At 41.9% G+C, this 20,591-nt stretch carries 14 protein-coding genes; all 14 read left to right on the forward strand.

All coding sequences use genetic code 11. From position 1 onward, the window contains the following. Positions 1 to 63: 63 nt before the first annotated feature. The 14 genes from rpsB (at position 64) to NSQ70_RS08120 (ending at position 20,396) form a co-directional block, all read left to right on the forward strand. Positions 64 to 798 (forward strand): 30S ribosomal protein S2, encoded by a 735-nt coding sequence (gene rpsB, locus NSQ70_RS08055; protein ID WP_007499561.1) that lies wholly within the window; start codon positions 64 to 66, stop codon positions 796 to 798. A gap of 91 nt (positions 799 to 889) precedes the next feature. After that, the gene (tsf, locus tag NSQ70_RS08060; protein ID WP_007499558.1) at positions 890 to 1,771 is read left to right on the forward strand and encodes a translation elongation factor Ts; all 882 of its coding nucleotides are present in this window, start codon (positions 890 to 892) and stop codon (positions 1,769 to 1,771) included. 134 nt (positions 1,772 to 1,905) lie between these two features. After that, positions 1,906 to 2,628 (forward strand): UMP kinase, encoded by a 723-nt coding sequence (gene pyrH / locus NSQ70_RS08065; RefSeq protein WP_008344767.1) that lies wholly within the window; start codon positions 1,906 to 1,908, stop codon positions 2,626 to 2,628. Position 2,629: 1 nt separating this feature from the next. Then, positions 2,630 to 3,187, forward strand: a complete 558-nt coding sequence (gene frr / locus NSQ70_RS08070) for a ribosome recycling factor (protein ID WP_008344764.1) — start codon at positions 2,630 to 2,632, stop codon at positions 3,185 to 3,187. A gap of 129 nt (positions 3,188 to 3,316) precedes the next feature. Further along, entirely contained in the window at positions 3,317 to 4,099 is a 783-nt protein-coding gene (locus tag NSQ70_RS08075; RefSeq protein WP_007499552.1) for an isoprenyl transferase, read from the forward strand. A 12-nt stretch (positions 4,100 to 4,111) separates the two neighbouring features. Further along, a complete protein-coding gene (locus NSQ70_RS08080) occupies positions 4,112 to 4,906 on the forward strand; it encodes a phosphatidate cytidylyltransferase (protein ID WP_007499550.1) in 795 nt (264 codons plus the stop codon). Positions 4,907 to 4,945: 39 nt separating this feature from the next. Beyond that, positions 4,946 to 6,097, forward strand: coding sequence for a 1-deoxy-D-xylulose-5-phosphate reductoisomerase (gene dxr, locus NSQ70_RS08085; protein WP_079919196.1), 1,152 nt, complete (start codon positions 4,946 to 4,948; stop codon positions 6,095 to 6,097). 6 nt (positions 6,098 to 6,103) lie between these two features. Further along, positions 6,104 to 7,369, forward strand: a complete 1,266-nt coding sequence (gene rseP / locus NSQ70_RS08090) for an RIP metalloprotease RseP (RefSeq protein WP_007499546.1) — start codon at positions 6,104 to 6,106, stop codon at positions 7,367 to 7,369. 80 nt (positions 7,370 to 7,449) lie between these two features. Then, positions 7,450 to 9,147: a proline--tRNA ligase gene (locus tag NSQ70_RS08095; protein WP_327878335.1), complete on the forward strand. Its 1,698-nt coding sequence runs from the start codon at positions 7,450 to 7,452 to the stop codon at positions 9,145 to 9,147. A gap of 135 nt (positions 9,148 to 9,282) precedes the next feature. Continuing rightward, positions 9,283 to 13,536 (forward strand): PolC-type DNA polymerase III, encoded by a 4,254-nt coding sequence (locus NSQ70_RS08100; protein WP_253718760.1) that lies wholly within the window; start codon positions 9,283 to 9,285, stop codon positions 13,534 to 13,536. Between the two features lie 423 nt (positions 13,537 to 13,959). Further along, positions 13,960 to 15,810, forward strand: a complete 1,851-nt coding sequence (locus tag NSQ70_RS08105; RefSeq protein WP_268382633.1) for a glycoside hydrolase family 9 protein — start codon at positions 13,960 to 13,962, stop codon at positions 15,808 to 15,810. A gap of 17 nt (positions 15,811 to 15,827) precedes the next feature. Continuing rightward, on the forward strand, positions 15,828 to 17,936 hold the full coding sequence (locus NSQ70_RS08110; protein WP_335372802.1) for a glycoside hydrolase family 48 protein: 2,109 nt from the start codon (positions 15,828 to 15,830) through the stop codon (positions 17,934 to 17,936). Between the two features lie 79 nt (positions 17,937 to 18,015). Then, a complete protein-coding gene (locus NSQ70_RS08115) occupies positions 18,016 to 19,242 on the forward strand; it encodes an endo-1,4-beta-xylanase (RefSeq protein ID WP_041507294.1) in 1,227 nt (408 codons plus the stop codon). Between the two features lie 23 nt (positions 19,243 to 19,265). Then, on the forward strand, positions 19,266 to 20,396 hold the full coding sequence (locus tag NSQ70_RS08120) for a cellulase family glycosylhydrolase (RefSeq protein ID WP_159145683.1): 1,131 nt from the start codon (positions 19,266 to 19,268) through the stop codon (positions 20,394 to 20,396). Positions 20,397 to 20,591: the final 195 nt, after the last annotated feature.

Consider the following 20,591-nt stretch of genomic DNA (forward strand, 5'->3'; position numbering starts at 1 on the left):
GCAGTTTTATGTGAACATGACTTAAGCGGAGGAAAAAAAACCATTATATTAGGAGGCAACAACATGTCAGTTATTTCTATGAAACAATTGCTAGAAGCTGGTGTTCACTTCGGTCACCAAACACGCCGTTGGAACCCAAAAATGAAGCGTTACATCTTTACAGAGCGTAACGGTATCTACATCATCGATCTTCAAAAAACGGTGAAAAAAGTAGAGGAAGCTTACAACTTCACGAAAAACCTTGCTGCTGACGGAGGAAAAATCCTTTTCGTTGGTACGAAAAAGCAAGCACAAGATTCAGTGAAAGAAGAAGCAATCCGTTCTGGTATGTTCTATGTAAACCAACGCTGGCTTGGTGGAACGTTAACAAACTTTGAAACAATCCAAAAACGTATCAAACGTTTAAAAGATATCGAAAAAATGCAAGAAAACGGTACGTTCGAAGTTCTTCCTAAGAAAGAAGTCGTTCAACTGAAAAAAGAATTAGAACGTCTTGAAAAATTCCTAGGCGGAATCAAAGACATGAAGGGTCTTCCAGATGCACTTTTCATTATCGACCCTCGTAAAGAGCGTATTGCAGTTGCAGAAGCTCGTAAATTGAATATCCCAATTATCGGTATCGTTGACACAAACTGTGATCCAGACGAAATTGATGTTGTGATCCCTGCAAACGATGATGCAATCCGTGCTGTAAAACTTCTAACTGCTAAAATGGCAGATGCGATTCTTGAGTCTAAACAAGGCGAAGAAGAAGCTGTTGTAGAAGAAACGACAGAAACTGAAACAACAACTGCGTAACCTATTCAAAAGGTGATAAGAGGGAACTGCCTTTTATCACCTTTTTTTCACCTAGTAATCCGTGTTTTAACATAGAAGGAGGAAATGTAAAATGGCAATTACTGCTCAATTAGTAAAAGAACTGCGTCAAAAAACTGGTGCAGGTATGATGGACTGTAAAAAAGCGTTAACAGAAACTGATGGTGACATCGACAAAGCAATCGATCTTCTAAGAGAAAAAGGGATCGCAAAAGCTGCGAAAAAAGCAGACCGTATTGCGGCAGAAGGATTAACTCTTATTAAAACTGACGGCAATACTGGTGTTATCCTAGAAGTGAACTCTGAGACTGATTTCGTTGCGAAAAACGAAGGATTCCAAAATCTTCTTAACGAACTTGCTGATCATTTACTTGCTGCGAAACCTGCAACAATTGAAGAAGCACATGCTTCTAAAATGGAAAATGGTTCAACAGTTGAAGAACATATTACTTCTGCAATTGCGAAAATCGGAGAAAAAATTACGCTGCGCCGTTTCTCAGTCATCACAAAAGAAGATAACGCTGCATTCGGTTCTTACTTACACATGGGCGGACGCATCGGTGTATTAGCGGTTCTTAACGGAACAACTGATGAAGAGCTTGCGAGAGACATCGCAATGCACGTTGCTGCTGTAAACCCTAAATACATTTCTCGTGACCAAGTGTCTGAAGAAGAAGCGAACCGTGAGCGTGAAGTATTAACACAACAAGCGCTTCAAGAAGGAAAGCCTGAAAATATCGTTGCTAAAATGGTAGAAGGCCGTCTAAACAAATTCTTCGAAGAAATTTGCTTACTTGACCAAGCATTCGTTAAAAACCCAGATGAAAAAGTGAAACAAGTTGTAGGTGCGAAAAACGCAACTGTTCAAACTTATGTTCGCTATGAAGTGGGCGAAGGTATCGAAAAGCGTCAAGACAACTTTGCTGAAGAAGTCATGAGCCAAGTGAAAAAATAATGTTTGAAAAGCTCTCTGGGGCTTTTTTAGGGAGCACAAGCACTGTGTTCCCTATTTTTTAGAGGATATTGATTTACAAAAGACGGTTTCTTACGCATAATAAGAGACGGTATAGTTTACACTTGGAGGTTATCATGAGCAAACCGAAATATAATCGCATTGTACTGAAGCTAAGTGGAGAAGCACTAGCTGGTGATGCTGGAAATGGAATTAACCCAACTGTCATTCAATCAATTGCAAAGCAAGTAAAAGAAATTGCAGAACTTGATGTTGAAGTTGCAGTCGTTGTAGGCGGAGGAAACCTTTGGCGTGGTAAGACAGGCAGTGACTTAGGAATGGACCGGGCAACAGCAGACTATATGGGGATGCTTGCAACAGTGATGAATTCATTGGCATTACAAGATAGCCTAGAAACGCTTGGCATTCAGTCTAGAGTACAAACCTCTATCGAAATGAGACAGGTTGCAGAGCCATACATAAGAAGAAAAGCGATCCGTCACCTTGAAAAGAAACGTGTCGTGATTTTTGCTGCAGGTACTGGTAACCCTTATTTCTCTACTGATACAACAGCAGCACTTCGTGCAGCTGAAATTGAAGCAGATGTCATTTTAATGGCGAAAAACAATGTAGACGGTGTCTACAGTGCTGATCCTCGTACAGATGCGGATGCAGTAAAATATGATAAGCTTTCATATCTTGATGTACTAAAAGAAGGGCTTGCTGTAATGGATTCTACTGCGTCCTCATTATGTATGGACAATGACATTCCATTAATCGTCTTCTCTATTATGGAAGAAGGAAATATTAAACGTGCCGTCAATGGCGAATCAATCGGAACGATCGTGAGGGGGAAATAACGTGTCAAAAGAAGTGTTGAACCAAACAAAAGAAAAAATGGAAAAAGCCGTTCAAGCATACGGACGTGAACTAGCAACTGTCCGTGCGGGCAGAGCTAATGCTTCCCTTTTAGACAAAGTAACAGTGGATTACTATGGTGCGCAAACACCACTAAACCAAATTGCGTCAATTACAGTGCCAGAAGCACGTATGCTGATTATCACACCTTACGATAAAACAGCGATCGGTGATATCGAAAAGGCGATCCAAAAGTCTGATCTTGGTATCACACCAACAAGTGACGGAAACGTGATCCGTATTGCGATCCCAGCACTAACAGAAGAAAGACGTAAAGAACTTGTAAAAGTTGTGAGAAAATACTCAGAAGAAGCAAAAGTAGCTGTTCGTAACGTTCGTCGTGATGCAAACGATGAATTGAAAAAGCTAGAGAAAAATGGGGAGATCACTGAAGATGAATTAAGATCATCTACAGAGGATGTTCAAAAATTGACAGATGAATATGTCGCTAAAATTGATGAAGTGACAAAAGATAAAGAAAAAGAAATCATGGAAGTTTAAGAAAAAACTATGTACAATAGATAATAGTGAAAAGACCCTCTTCATGTTTACAGGGGGTTTTTTTGTTAATACTGTTGAGGACTATATTATTAGCGGGAACGCAACCTTTTTGGGTGATGGAGGAATCTCATGCTCAATATACTCAAAAATTGGAAGAATCAGCAAACAGCAGCTTCCAACTTAGAAAGCCTGACAAAAGAAGACATATTAAATGGAGAAATTCCTGAACATATCGCCATTATCATGGATGGGAATGGAAGATGGGCAAAGAAACGTGCACTTCCACGGGTAGCAGGACATCATGAAGGAATGAAAGTTGTCAAGCGCATGACCAAGCTTGCAAATGAGCTGAATGTCAAAGTGCTGACTTTGTATGCTTTCTCTACAGAAAATTGGAAACGTCCAAAACTAGAAGTAGACTTTTTAATGAAGCTTCCTGAAGAGTTTCTAAACATCTATCTGCCTGAACTTATCGAGGAAAATGTCCGTGTACGTTTAACAGGTGATCCAGACGGCCTCCCGCAGCATACGAAAAAAGCGGTAGAGAACGCAGTGAAGAGTACGGCGAATAATGACGGACTCATTTTAAATTTTGCGCTCAATTATGGAGGACGGACAGAAATTATTTCTGCATGCAGACAAATTTCTGAAAAAGTCAAAGAAGGCAAGCTTCGAGCAGAAGACATCACAGAAGAGATGTTTTCAGCTTATTTAATGACAGAATCTCTTCAAGATCCGGATTTGCTTATTCGTACGAGTGGAGAAATTAGATTAAGCAACTTTATGCTTTGGCAAATTGCATACAGCGAGTTTGTCTTTACGGATGTGCTTTGGCCTGACTTTTCTGATGAGCATCTCATAGGCGCTATCGGAGAGTACCAGCGCCGCGGCCGGAGGTTCGGTGGAATTTAGAGGGTGGTGCAGATGAAACAAAGAATTTTGACGGGTGTTCTGGCAGCTGCAGTGTTTTTACTTGCAGTGATTTATGGACAAATGCCGTTTACCCTGCTGATTTATTTAATGGGAAGTGTCGCTCTCTTTGAGCTTCTTAGAATGAAAAAGATTTCGATTTTCAGCTTTCCTGGCATTGTCAGCTTAATATTGCTTTGGCTTTTAATGGGCGGAGAAAATAGCTTCTTCCCGAACGTAGACGCATCAAAAATGCAGATTGCTTTATTTGCAGTCTTAATCCTTTTAACTTATACAGTTCTGAGCAAAAACTCTTTCACATTCGATGAGGTTGCTTTTGTTATATTAGCCACATTATATATTGGCGTTAGTTTCTATTATTTTATTCAAATTAGAGGCTTGTATGGCATGAGTGCGATCTTCTTCGCAGCGGTGATTATTTGGTCCACTGACTCAGGTGCCTATTTTATTGGGAAATCTATGGGGAAACGAAAGCTTTGGCCAGAGATCAGCCCAAACAAAACAGTAGAAGGATTTATCGGCGGAATCGTCACAGCGGTCGTGCTGTCACTTGTGTTCCAGGCGGTTACAGGATTTTTGCCATCATATCTGCTTGTTATGTTTATTACTCTTTTGCTCAGTATTTTTGGACAGCTTGGCGACCTTGTGGAATCTGCTTTAAAGCGTCATTACCATGTGAAGGATTCAGGGACAATACTCCCAGGTCATGGCGGAATTTTGGACAGGTTTGACAGCTTTTTATTCGTTCTGCCGTTTTTATATCTATTGCTGGCCACGTTTGCTAGCTAACCTCATAGAAACTAATTGAACGAGAGAAGGAGTGGCAATTTGAAATATATTTCGCTATTAGGCGCAACAGGATCAATTGGAGAACAAACATTAGATGTGATCAGGCAGCATCCAGACAAATTCAAGTTGAAAGCGATGACGTTTGGCAGAAATATAGACAAGGCCATCCCTATCATTGAACAATTTCACCCTGAATTTGTTGGATGTGTAGACGAAGAGACCTATCGCACGTTAAAAGGTCATTCATTTCAATACGATGTCAAAATGGCTGCGGGTGATGAAGCGAACATCGAAGCAGCGACCTATGATGCAGTGGATGTTGTGGTCAATGCACTGGTAGGAAGTGTCGGACTTGTACCGACATTAAAAGCCATTGAACAAAAAAAGACGATCGCACTTGCAAATAAGGAAACACTTGTGACAGCTGGTCATATAGTAAAAGAGTACGCCAAAAAGTATGACGTGCCTTTACTTCCTGTCGATAGTGAACACTCCGCTATTTTTCAATCCCTGCAAGGTGAACAAGCTAAAAACATTGAACGCTTAATCGTCACAGCTTCAGGCGGCAGTTTCCGAGATAAAAAACGCACGGAGCTTGAAGGTGTAACGGTAGAAGAAGCGCTGAATCATCCGAACTGGTCCATGGGCGCAAAAATCACGATCGATTCAGCGACCATGATGAATAAGGGGCTTGAGGTGATTGAGGCGCATTGGCTGTTTGATATCCCATACGATCAAATTGATGTGCTGTTACATAAAGAGAGCATCATCCATTCCATGGTGGAATTCCATGACAAAAGTGTCATGGCTCAGTTAGGTACACCTGACATGAGGGTTCCGATTCAATACGCGCTCACTTATCCTGATAGAGCGCCATTAAAAGAAGCGAAATCATTAAACCTTTGGGAGATTGGACAATTAAATTTCCAAAAAGCGGATTTTGACAGGTATCGCTGCTTACATTTTGCTTATGAATCAGGTAAAATAGGAGGGACAATGCCTACTGTGCTTAATGCAGCCAATGAAATAGCTGTTGATGCATTTTTAAAAGGCAAAGTAACGTTCCTGCAAATTGAAGAATTGATTGAAAAGGCACTGAACAGACATCATGTGATTTCAACGCCTAGTTTGCAAGATATCCATGAAGTGGACAAAGATACACGAGACTTTGTTCAATCAATCCTCGCATAAGGTGGTATGTTCGTGAATACAGTGATTGCGTTTATTATTATTTTTGGAACGCTCGTTTTTTTCCACGAGCTTGGCCATTTAATTATGGCGCAGCGCGCAGGCATTTTATGCCGCGAGTTCGCAATTGGTTTTGGACCGAAGATTTTCTCCTTTAAACGAAAAGAAACCGTCTATACCATCAGACTTCTGCCAATCGGCGGATTTGTTAAAATGGCTGGAGAAGACCCTGAAGTCATTGAAATTAAACCGGGTCATACAGTGGGGCTCTTATTCAATGAGCAAAATGAAGTAGAAAAAATCATTTTAAATGATAAAGAAAAATATCCTGATGCACTTGTCATTGAAGTTGAACAAATTGATTTAGATCATGCGATGAGAATTTCAGGATATGAGGCTGGAAATGAAGACATTCTGACTGGCTACAATGTAAGCCAAACAAGCTTCTATATTGCAGATGGTGAAGAAATTCAAATTGCGCCATACAACCGTCAGTTTGGTTCAAAAACAGTATGGCAGCGTATTAAAGCCATTGCAGCTGGACCGATTATGAACTTTATCCTGGCATATGTGATTCTAGTGGCTTTAGGATTTATTCAAGGTGTAACCGTGGATGATCCTGTACTTGGTAAGCTGACAAAAGACGGCCGGGCAGCGCAAGCCGGGCTTATGCAGGGAGATCATATCGTTTCAATTAATGGGGATAAAATGAATTCTTGGACAGACGTTGTTCAAACGGTTCAAAAGAACCCAGATAAAAAAATGAATGTCGTCATTGACCGAGATGGCAAAGAAAGCACCATTCAAGTTGTACCGGAAGCTGTGAAGGCCGAAGGAAAAACCATTGGCCGTTTTGGCTCTTACCCGCCAACAGAAAATGGCTTTCTCAAAGTCATCTCATCCTCAGGAACGACAGTGATATCAACAGCAGGTCTCATCTTAACGAACTTGCAAAAGATTGTCACAGGACAATTTTCATTAGATATGCTTGCAGGTCCTGTTGGAATATATGACATGACAGGAGAAGTAGCGAAACAAGGTGTGTTAACATTAATGCAGTTTGCTGCGTTTCTTAGTATCAACTTAGGGATCGTGAATTTATTACCGATTCCTGCATTAGACGGAGGAAGATTACTTTTCCTATTCGTTGAAGCCATTCGCGGCAAACCAATTAATCGTGAGAAAGAGGCACTTGTTGTCTTCATTGGTGTTGCGTTCCTCATGCTATTAATGCTAGTAGTGACATGGAATGACATCCAGCGATTATTTTTATAAAAACCAATGTCTCTTGTTTCTCATTCTGGGAAACAAGAGTTTTTGTGAGAAGTCCTATTTCTTAAATGAGGTGTAACGACATGAGACAATCCCTGACTTTCATTCCAACTCTTCGAGAGGTGCCGGCAGATGCTGAGGCAAAAAGTCATCAGCTATTAGTAAGAGCTGGATTTATTAGACAAAACACGAGCGGTATCTATCATTATCTGCCGCTAGCACATAAAGTGATTCAGCACATTCAATCCATTGTTCGCAAGGAAATGGAAAAGGCGGGTGCAGCTGAGCTGTTAATGCCAGTGCTGCAGCAAGCAGAAATGTGGCAAGAGTCAGGAAGATGGTATACATACGGTCCAGAACTCATGCGTATGAAAGATCGCCACGGCCGCGAGTTTGCACTTGGCCCAACACACGAAGAAGTGATCACATCACTCGTACGCAGTGAAGTCAAATCGTATAAAAAGCTTCCTTTGACACTTTATCAAATCCAATCTAAATTCCGTGATGAACAAAGACCTCGCTTTGGGTTATTGCGCGGACGTGAATTTATTATGAAGGACGCCTATTCATTCCACTCTTCACCAGAGAGCCTTGATGACACATACAACAAAATGTTTACAGCTTACTCGAATGTCTTTTCAAAAGTAGGTCTTAACTTTAGACCCGTCATTGCCGATTCTGGGGCAATGGGAGGAAAAGATACACATGAGTTTATGGCACTGTCAGAAGTAGGAGAAGATACAATCGCATACTCTGACACATCTTCCTACGCTGCGAACATTGAAATGGCTGAGGCTGTGTATCACGGAGAAGAAGCAAACCCTGCGGACTTCAAAGAACTCGAGAAAGTACACACGCCGCAGGTGAAGACGATACAAGATGTTGCGTCATTCTTAGAAGTGGATCCTTCTACATGTATCAAATCTGTCTTGTTTAAAGCGGACGATGCGTATGTACTTGTCCTGACAAGAGGCGATCATGAAGTAAATGATGTGAAAGTGAAAAACTTAGTTGGAGCACAGCTTGTAGAGCTTGCTTCACGTGAGGAAGTACTAGACGTGATCGGAACAGAACCAGGATTTGTTGGACCAGTGAAGCTTGAAGCGGAAGTAACGATTTATGCAGACCACGCTGTAAAAGGAATGACAAATGCAGTTGCAGGTGCAAATGAATCGGATTATCACTATGTCAATGTTAATCCTGCTCGTGATCTATCAGTGAAGGAATATACAGATCTTCGCTTGATTCAAGAAGGAGACGTTTCTCCAGATGGTGAAGGTACAATCCAGTTCGCAAAAGGAATTGAAGTAGGACAAGTCTTTAAGCTAGGCACACGTTATTCAGAGGCAATGGATGCAACATACCTCGATGAAAATGGACGTGCGCAGCCAATGATCATGGGCTGCTATGGCATCGGAATTTCTAGAACCCTTTCTGCGATTGTTGAACAACATCATGATGACAAGGGGATTATTTGGCCAGAAACAGTTGCGCCATATGATCTTCATCTACTTGCCTTAAATATGAAAAACGATGCACAAAAGGAACTGGCTGAAACGCTGTATGAGCGTTTACAGGAAGAGGGCTATGAAGTCCTTTTCGATGACCGCCAAGAGCGTGCAGGCGTCAAATTTGCCGACAGTGACTTAATTGGACTGCCAATTCGCATTAGCTGCGGGAAACGTTCAGAAGAAGGAATTGTCGAAGTGAAATTCAGAAAATCAGGTGAATCACACGAAGTATCTGTTGATGAACTGATTTCATTTATACGCCAAGCATAAAAAACGAACAAAAAAATGAAGGTACCTCCTGCAAAAAAGAGGTACCTTTCTGATTTGCAAAAGGAGGGTCCTGTCTTGGATGAACAATTACCGATTACCCGGCGGCAATTTCATATATTACTCAATCAGATTCAAATGACAGATGATGACCTCAGCCGTTACTTTGAAGAAGGCGAGATCGTCAAATTGACGGTGCATAAGGCGGCAAAAACGTGGCATTTTCTTTTTAAATTTAAGGCACTTTTGCCTTACAAAGTATATGCAATGTTTTTAAGCAGGCTGACAAATGCATTTTCTCATATCGCACAAGTCACTTGTACGATTGAAGTCAATGATCCGCACATATCTGAAGAGCTCGTTCAATCGTATTGGTCACATTGTGTGGAAGAGCTTCAAGGAATTTCTCCCCCGATCATCAGCTTGCTTCAACAGCAAAAACCAGTGCTGTCTGGACATAAGATCATCATCAAAACAAAAAGCGAAACTGAGGCTCTGGCCATCAAGAAGAAATATAGCCCAATGCTTCAGGCTGCATTTAAACAAGTCGGTTTTCCAGAACTTCAATTTGATACAGAAATTTTTGTATCAGATCAAGAGATTCAGAAGTTCAGAGAACAAAAACTTGCTGAAGATCAAGAAAGAGCCATGCAAGCCCTTGTTGAGATGGAGAAGAAGGAAAGTGAGGATCAAGAGGAAGCTCCTTCTGGCCCACTGATGATTGGCTATCAAATCAAAGACAATGAAGAAATACGTACGCTTGATAGTATTATGGACGAAGAAAGACGAATCACCGTCCAAGGATACGTGTTTGATGCAGAAACGCGCGAACTAAAAAGCGGCAGAACCCTTTGTATCTTTAAAATTACCGATTATACGAATAGTATTTTGATCAAAATGTTTGCGAGAGAAAAAGAAGATGCTCAGCTCATGAAATCCTTGAAAAAAGGGATGTGGGTCAAAGCAAGAGGAAGCATTCAAAACGATACGTTTGTGAGAGATCTTGTCATGATCGCAAATGACGTCAATGAAATGAAACCTCAGCTGAAAGAAGATACTGCACCAGAGGGAGAAAAGCGTGTTGAGCTTCATTTGCATTCGCCAATGAGCCAGATGGATGCTGTCACTGGCATCGGTAGACTTGTTGAACAAGCAAAAAAATGGGGGCATGAGGCCATTGCCCTGACAGATCACGCCGTTGTACAATCCTTTCCAGATGCGTATGCAGCAAGTAAAAAGCATGGCATCAAAATGATGTACGGGGTGGAAATCAATTTAGTCGATGACGGGGTGCCGATTGCGTATAATCCAGAGCACCGCTTGTTAGAAGATGCGACGTTTGTCGTATTTGATGTTGAGACAACGGGACTCTCTGCTGTGTATGATACGATCATTGAGCTTGCAGCTGTGAAAATCAAAGGCGGGGAAATCATTGACCGCTTTGAGGCATTTGCAAACCCTCATCATCCGTTATCAGCAACAACCATTGAACTAACCGGTATCACGGATGACATGGTGAGAGATGCACCAGATGTGGTCGATGTTGTTCGAGATTTCAAAGAGTGGATTGGACAAGATATCCTTGTTGCTCACAATGCGAGCTTTGATATGGGCTTTTTAAATGCAGCATATAAGCGCCTGTTAAAAACAGATAAAGCGTCAAACCCTGTCATTGATACACTAGAACTCGGCCGATTCCTTTATCCTGAATTTAAAAATCACCGGCTGAACACGCTGTGTAAAAAGTTTGATATTGAACTCACGCAGCATCACCGGGCGATTTATGATGCAGAAGCAACTGGTTACCTCATGCTGAAGATGCTAAAAGATGCGGCTGAAAAAGAGATTGCTTACCACGATCAATTGAATGAAAACATGGGACAGTCCAATGCGTATCAGCGCTCACGTCCTTACCATGCAACCGTGATTGCACAAAATGAGACGGGTCTAAAGAATTTATTTAAGCTTGTTTCACTTTCTCATATTCATTATTTCTACCGCGTGCCGCGTATCCCTCGCTCACAGCTTGAGAAATATCGAGAAGGTTTAATTGTTGGGTCTGCTTGTGATAAGGGTGAAGTGTTTGAAGGGATGATGCAGAAGTCACCTGATGAGGTAGAAGACATTGCCGCATTTTACGACTATTTAGAAGTTCATCCGCCAGAAGTGTATCAGCATTTACTCCAGCTGGAGCTTGTTCGGGATGAACGTGCATTAAAAGAGATCATCACAAACATTGTGAAACTTGGTGAAAAACTGAATAAACCAGTCGTGGCGACTGGAAATGTGCACTACCTGCATCCAGAAGACAAAATTTATCGCAAAATCTTAATTTCATCACAAGGCGGGGCGAATCCGCTGAATCGTCATGAACTGCCAAAAGTTCATTTTAGAACAACTGATGAAATGCTAGAAGCATTCTCTTTCCTTGGAGACGAGAAGGCGAAAGAGATTGTCGTGACGAATACGCAAAAAGTATCTGAGATGGTCGAAAGTATTAAACCAATCAAAGACGATCTTTATACACCAAAAATCGAAGGTGCAGATGAAGAAATTCGGGAAATGAGCTATAACATGGCTCGTAGCATCTACGGTGACGATTTACCGAAAATTGTAGAAGACCGGATTGAGAAAGAATTAAAGAGTATTATTGGTCACGGTTTCGCTGTTATTTATTTAATTTCTCATAAGCTTGTTAAGAAATCACTTGATGATGGATATCTAGTTGGTTCAAGGGGATCAGTTGGTTCATCTCTCGTTGCGACATTAACAGAGATTACAGAAGTAAACCCGCTTGCGCCGCACTATGTATGTCCAAGTTGCAAGCACTCTGAGTTCTTTAATGACGGATCGGTTGGCTCAGGATTTGACCTTCCTGATAAAGACTGTCCTGAATGCGGGACGCCGTATAAAAAAGACGGACACGATATTCCGTTTGAAACGTTCTTAGGTTTTAAAGGAGATAAAGTGCCTGATATCGACTTGAACTTCTCAGGAGAATATCAGCCGATTGCCCATAACTATACGAAAGAGTTGTTTGGTGAAGAGTATGTATACCGCGCAGGTACAATCGGTACCGTTGCAGAAAAAACGGCATATGGTTATGTGAAAGGCTACGCAGGAGATCATAACCTTCATATGAGAGGTGCTGAAATTGACCGGCTCGTACAGGGCTGTACGGGCGTCAAACGGACAACAGGCCAACATCCAGGCGGTATTATCGTCGTGCCGGATTATATGGACATTTACGATTTCTCACCAATACAATATCCAGCAGATGCGACAGGTTCTGATTGGAAAACGACGCATTTTGATTTCCATTCAATCCATGATAACTTGCTGAAACTAGATATTCTTGGACACGATGATCCAACGGTCATTCGGATGCTTCAGGACTTGAGCGGAATTGATCCAAAAACGATTCCGACAGATGATCCTGAGGTCATGAAAATCTTCCAAGGAACGGAACCTCTCGGTGTCACAGAAGAACAAATTGGATGTAAAACGGGAACACTTGGGATCCCAGAGTTTGGCACAAGGTTTGTTCGTCAGATGCTTGAGGATACAAAACCGACCACCTTCTCGGAGCTTGTTCAGATCTCTGGTCTATCTCACGGTACAGATGTATGGCTCGGCAACGCCCAAGAGCTGATTCATAATAAAACGTGTGAACTAAGCGAAGTGATTGGCTGTCGTGATGATATTATGGTCTATCTGATTTATCAAGGTTTAGAGCCGTCACTTGCCTTTAAAATCATGGAATCTGTTCGTAAAGGGAAGGGACTTCCTCCTGAATGGGAAGAAGAAATGAAGAATAATAACGTACCGAACTGGTACATTGATTCTTGTAAAAAGATTAAATACATGTTCCCTAAAGCCCACGCGGCTGCTTATGTATTAATGGCCGTTCGGATTGCTTATTTCAAGGTGCACCATGCACTTCTGTACTATGCGGCTTATTTTACCGTTCGTGCTGATGATTTTGATATTGAAACGATGACAAAAGGATCGAATGCGATTCGAGCGGTCATGGACGATATTAACTCAAAAGGTCTTGATGCATCACCGAAAGAGAAGAACCTATTAACTGTACTAGAGCTTGCACTTGAAATGTGTGAAAGAGGCTATCACTTTAAAAAAGTAGACCTATACCGGTCAAGTGCCACTGAGTTTATCATTGATGGAGACGGGCTAATCCCGCCATTCAACTCCATCCCTGGACTCGGAACAAACGTTGCGTTAAATATTGTACGCGCACGCCAAGATGGTGAATTCCTTTCAAAAGAAGATTTACAAAAACGAGGAAAAGTGTCTAAGACCATCCTTGAGTATTTGGATCGTCAAGGTTGCTTAGAAGCACTTCCTGATCAAAACCAGCTTTCTTTGTTCTAATGTGAAAAATGAGGAGCGCCCTTAAAGGGCGTTCTTTTTTGTATATACAATAATATTATTATGTTAACTAAATATTTTAACTGGAATTATTTTCTTGTTGGTTCATATATCTTGATTTAACGTCGTGTTTTGAGAGAAGAGATTGTATGTCATTCTTTCTACCCAAATAGAGCAAAAAAGAGAATTTAGCCGTCTGAAATGTTCTCATACGACATATGATCATTTTGGGTACAGTCACATGAAGAATCAGGAGAAAACCACCCTCGGTGAGCGTCAAGCTGATGGCTGTTTACTATGCACATTTTTGAAACACGCTTGATTCTTTTCAACACTGTACAAAACACGAACGGAATAACAAGGAGGTGGTCATTTCTTGTTCAATGTTTCACGTTTAAGAAAAAAGAAGGGGTGAGAAGTAGGTACATGTCAGATTACAACTATGTAGAGGTGCTTCAAAAATCCATTTTGTTTTACGAAGCCCAGCGTTCCGGAAAGCTTCCTGAAAGCAATCGTCTTAACTGGCGAGGGGATTCTGGACTAGAGGATGGGAAAGATGTTGGTCATGATTTAACAGGCGGCTGGTACGATGCTGGTGATCATGTGAAGTTCGGACTTCCGATGGCTTACTCGGCAGCCGTGCTTGCATGGACAGTCTATGAGTACCGAGAAGCTTACGAAGAGGCAGAGCTGCTTGATGATATGTTAGATCAAATCAAGTGGGCAACCGATTATTTTTTGAAAGCCCATACAGGTCCAAATGAATTTTGGGCACAAGTAGGCGATGGGAACGCAGATCATGGCTGGTGGGGTCCAGCAGAAGTGATGCCGATGAACCGGCCAGCATTTAAAATTGATGAACAGTGTCCAGGAACAGAAGTAGCCGCCCAAACCGCAGCCGCTTTAGCAGCGGGTTCAATTATTTTTAAAGAAACTGATGCGCCTTATGCAGCAAAGCTTCTCACCCATGCAAAGCAGCTTTATGCATTTGCTGACCAATATCGCGGTGAGTATACAGATTGTGTCACCAATGCGCAGCCATTTTATAACTCTTGGAGCGGCTATATTGATGAGCTCATTTGGGGTGGAATATGGCTCTACTTGGCGACAAATGACCAGACCTATTTAAACAAAGCACTAAAAGCAGTCGAAGAATGGCCGAAGGATTGGGATTATACGTTTACGATGTCGTGGGACAATACCTTTTTTGCTTCGCAAATTTTACTTGCGAGAATCACAAAGGAGAAAAGGTTTATCGAATCGACGGAGCGTAATCTCGATTACTGGTCGACGGGTTTTGTTCAAAATGGAAAAGTAGAAAGAATCACTTATACGCCTGGCGGACTAGCGTGGTTAGATCAATGGGGTTCACTTCGTTATACAGCAAATGCTGCATTTTTAGCGTTTGTGTACGCAGATTGGGTCTCTGATCAAGAAAAAAAGAATCGATACCAAACGTTTGCGATCAGGCAAACACACTATATGTTAGGGGATAATCCGCAAAATAGAAGCTATGTCGTTGGGTTTGGCAAAAATCCGCCGATGCATCCACACCATCGAACTGCACATGGCTCATGGTCTAATCAGCTGACAACTCCTTCTTCTCATCGGCACACGTTATATGGAGCGCTTGTTGGGGGGCCTAATGCACAGGATCAGTATACCGATGACATCTCTGACTATGTATCAAACGAGGTAGCAACAGACTATAATGCCGCCTTTACTGGAAATGTAGCCAAAATGGTGCAGCTGTTTGGTCAGGGGCAGTCAAAACTGCCAAATTTTCCGCCTAAAGAAAAAGTGGAAGATGAGTTTTTTGTAGAGGCAGCTGTCATGAGTAACGATACAACATCTACTCAGATCAAAGCCATTCTATACAATCGATCAGGCTGGCCGGCCAGAAGTAGTCAATCACTTTCTTTTAGATATTATGTCAATCTGAGCGAGATATTTGCGAAGGGATTCACTGATAAAGATATTCAAGTGACAGCTGTCTACAATGAAGGCGCTTCCTTATCTCCGTTAACGGTGTATGACGCATCATCCCATATCTATTTTACAGAAATCGATTTTACTGGCGTAGCTATTTTTCCAGGAGGCGAATCGCTTCATAAGAAGGAAATACAGTTCCGGTTATCTGCGCCAAATGGTGCGAATATATGGGATGCCTCAAATGATTATTCCTTTCAAGGATTAACATCCAATATGCAAAAAACAGCGAGAATTCCTGTTTTTGATCAAGGTGATTTAGTATTTGGTACGCTTCCGAATAAATAAATATAAAGGGTGAGGACATGACAAATAAAGAACGGTTTTTAACACTTTATCATCAAATGAAAAACGAGACGAATGGATATTTTTCAAAAGAAGGCATTCCGTATCATTCCGTTGAGACACTCATTTGTGAGGCACCTGATTACGGGCATATGACAACTTCAGAAGCTTACAGCTATTGGTTATGGCTTGAAGCATTGTATGGTCACTACACAGGCGATTGGAGCAAACTAGAAGCGGCTTGGGATAATATGGAGAAGTTTATCATTCCAGTAAACGAAGATGGACATGACGAACAGCCGCATATGAGCTCTTACAATCCATCCAGCCCAGCCACATACGCTTCAGAAAAACCATATCCAGATCAATATCCGAGCCAGTTGACGGGTGCTCGCCCTGCTGGTCAAGATCCAATTGATCATGAACTGAGGTCAACTTACGGAACGAATGAAACGTATTTAATGCACTGGCTTCTTGATGTAGACAACTGGTATGAATATGGGAATTTGCTCAACCCATCACATACAGCTGCATATGTAAACACATTTCAGCGGGGTCCGCAAGAATCCGTATGGGAGGCCATCCCTCATCCATCACAAGATGATAAAACAGCCGGAAAGCCCAATGAAGGTTTCATGAGCTTGTTCACAAAAGAAAATCAAGCGCCAGCCGCCCAGTGGCGCTACACAAATGCGACGGACGCTGATGCACGTGCGATACAGGCAATGTATTGGGCAAAGGAACTTGGCTATAATGGGTCAGCCTATCTTAATAAAGCGAAAAAGATGGGTGATTTCCTTCGCTACGGAATGTATGATAAATATTTTCAAACAATTGGAAGCGGCAAGCAAGGTAATCCGTATCCTGGGAATGGAAAAAGTGCATGTCATCACTTAATGGCATGGTATACCTCTTGGGGCGGGGGACTTGGCGAATATGCAAATTGGTCATGGCGTATCGGTGCGAGCCATTGTCATCAAGGGTATCAAAATCCAGTCGCTGCTTACGCTTTATCCTCAGATAAGGGAGGCTTAAAGCCAGCGTCACCGACTGCTGCAAGTGATTGGGAAAAGACGTTAAAGAGACAGCTTGAATTTTACGTCTGGCTTCAATCAAAAGAGGGAGCGATTGCAGGAGGTGCTACCAACAGCTGGAATGGAGACTATAGCGCTTATCCTGCAGGAAGAAGCACATTTTATGATATGGCTTATGAAGATGCGCCTGTTTACCATGATCCTCCGTCCAATAACTGGTTTGGAATGCAAGCATGGCCGATTGAGCGTGTAGCAGAGCTTTATTATATCTTTGCAAAAGATGGCGACAAAACATCTGAAAATTTCCAAATGGCCAAATCTGTCATCACAAAATGGGTCAACTATTCACTAGATTATATTTTTATTGGCACGCGTCCTGTGTCGGATCAAGATGGATATTTTTTAGATGGTCAGGGTCAAAGAATTCTAGGGGGGACCAATGTTGCTGTTGCTACGACGAGTGCACCGGGAGAGTTTTGGATTCCTGGGAATATAGAATGGAGCGGTCAGCCTGACACTTGGAGCGGGTTCCAATCTGCAACAGGTAATCCAAATTTAACGGCAGTTACAAAAGATCCTACTCAAGATACTGGTGTACTGGGCAGTCTAATCAAAGCACTCACATTCTTTGCTGCTGCAACACAGAAAGAGACAGGAAACTACACAACACTTGGCATAAGAGCAAAAGAGACAGCGGCACAGCTCCTTGAGGTTGCTTGGAATTACAATGATGGTGTAGGGATTGTGACAGAGGAAGACAGAGAAGACTACCACCGTTTCTTTAAAAAAGAAGTGTACTTCCCAAATGGCTGGAATGGAACATTTGGTCAAGGAAATCAGATTCCTGGTTCCAGTACCATTCCTTCTGACCCGCAGCGAGGAGGTAACGGAGTGTATACGAGCTTTGCAGATCTTCGTCCGAAAATCAAGCAAGACCCAGCCTGGTCAGCACTGGAGAGTAAATATCAATCATCTTTTAATGAAGCAACAGGCAAATGGGAAAACGGAGCGCCAAGTTTCACCTACCACCGTTTCTGGTCGCAAGTTGATATGGCTACGGCTTATGCAGAATACCATCGTCTCATAAACGAATAGAACGTAGTACAGCTGCCGGCTTTTTTAGTCGGCGGTTTCCTAATAAGATAAATGAAATGAAAGCAAAGGTGATGTCATCATGGTTAATAAGAAAGAATTTATGAATCATTCATCGAATGGCGGATCACAGGAACAAGAAAATCAAAGCTGGAGAAAAGAAGCAAATAATCGAATCTTACAACATAGACAAAGAGAGCTTGTCATAAACGTCATCAATAAGGAACAAAAGCCAGTTGCCGGAATAGAGGTAGAAATAAAACAAATCAGACATGAATTTGCATTTGGTTCAGCAATGAATGACCAAGTACTATTCAATCAAACGTATGCTGATTTTTTTGTTCAACATTTTAATTGGGCTGTGTTTGAAAATGAGGCAAAATGGTATGCAAATGAGCCTGAAAGAGGGAAAATAACCTACGAAAAAGCAGATGCCATGCTGAATTTTGCCAATAGACACCAAATTCCAGTGAGGGGGCACGCCTTATTTTGGGAGGTAGAGGATGCCAATCCAAACTGGCTGAAATCATTACCGAATCATGAAGTATATGAAGCCATGAAAAGGCGGCTTGAGCATGCAGGCAATCATTTCAAAGGGAAATTCCGTCATTGGGATGTAAACAACGAAATGATGCATGGTTCATTTTTTAAAGACCGGTTTGGGAAACAGATTTGGAAATGGATGTATGAAGAAACGAAAAAAATTGATCCTCAAGCCTTGCTGTTTGTCAATGATTATAATGTAATCTCATACGGCGAACATCACGCATATAAAGCACATATCAATGAACTTCGTCAGTTGGGGGCACCAGTTGAGGCCATTGGAGTTCAAGGTCACTTTGAAGATCGAGTGGATCCAGTCGTTGTAAAACAAAGACTAGATGTGCTTGCTGAGCTTGGTCTACCGATATGGGTGACAGAGTATGACTCTGTTCACCCGGATGCCAATAGACGAGCGGATAACTTAGAAGCTTTATATCGGGTTGCCTTTAGTCATCCAGCCGTAAAAGGTGTGCTGATGTGGGGATTTTGGGCGGGTGCTCATTGGAGAGGTGAGCACGCAGCCATCGTGAATCATGATTGGTCGTTAAATGAAGCGGGCAGGCGTTATGAAAAGCTTCTACAGGAGTGGACGACACAAAGAGTGGAAAAAACAGATGCGAATGGCCAAGTGACATGTCCAGCGTTTCACGGGACGTATGAGGTTCGAATTGGTGAAGAAAGTAAAATGTTGCAGCAGCAGACGATTGAACTTGATTCAACTAAACAAACACCGCTTCAACTAGATATCATCGTACCAGTAGAATAAGAGATTGTGAGGAGGAGAATGGAATGAAAAAATGGGTTCAACGGGTGGCTTGTTTTATGCTGCTGATCACTTTATGGGCGGGTTGGTTCACTCTGACCGTAAAGGCCTCCTCCTATGTGCAAACATCTGGTACACATTTTGTATTGAACAACCACCCATTTTACTTTGCTGGCACAAATAATTATTATTTCCATTACAAATCAAAAAAGATGGTAGATGCTGTTTTTGACGATATGAAGGCAATGGATTTAAAGGTTATTCGTATTTGGGGATTTCACGATGGTACCCCTCAAGAAAACTCAGTCTTACAATCTCGTCCAGGTGTTTATGAAGAATCCGGTTTTCAAAAACTAGACTATGCGATTTATAAAGCAGGGCAGGAAGGAATCAAGCTGGTCATCCCACTCGTGAACAATTGGGATGACTTTGGCGGGATGAATCAATATGTGAAGTGGTTTCAGGCAGGATCACATGATCACTTTTATACAGATTCTCGGATTAAAACAGCTTACAAAAACTATGTGCGCTATGTATTAGAGAGAACCAATACGTACTCAGGTGTTCAATATAAAGATGATCCTGCTATTATGACATGGGAGCTCGCCAATGAGCCGCGCGCTCAGTCAGACCCTTCGGGAGATATACTAGTAAACTGGGCAGATGAAATGAGTGCATGGATCAAATCAATTGACTCGAATCACCTTGTTGCAGTAGGAGACGAAGGGTTCTTTCGCATGACAGGTCATGACGATTGGTTTTACAATGGGGGAGAAGGTGTTGATTGGGATCGTTTGACTGCTCTCCCTCATATTGATTATGGAACCTATCATTTATACCCGGATCACTGGAATCAGTCTGCTGCATGGGGAGTGAAATGGATTAAAGATCATATCACCGGAGGAAACGCAATTGGCAAACCTGTTGTATTAGAAGAGTTTGGCTATCAAAATCAAGCAGCCCGTCCTGATGTATATGATAGCTGGCTGAAGACAATTGAACAGCTCGGAGGCGCAGGTAGCCAATTTTGGATTTTAACAAGCATTCAAGACGATGATTCCCTCTACCCGGATTATGACGGGTTTCGAGTTTTAAAGGAGAGCCGGGAGGCAGGAATCATTCGTGAACACGCCAAAAGAATGAATGAAAAGAACTGATGAAGAATGCCTGTTTATAAGGAACTTCATTTGCATAAAAAAATTGGATATGGTATAGTTTTTATGGAAATGCTAACGATTACCGAGACAAGAGTGGGGAAACCCGCTCTTTTGTATTGAACAGGCAATTTTTGTCTCGACATTATTCATCCGTTTTCTGCTCCCCCTGCTCACAATAAAGCAGGGTTTTTATGC

Origin of the sequence: Bacillus sp. FSL R5-0397 (assembly GCF_038593395.1) — a bacterium.
Classification (GTDB): domain Bacteria; phylum Bacillota; class Bacilli; order Bacillales; family Bacillaceae; genus Bacillus; species Bacillus altitudinis.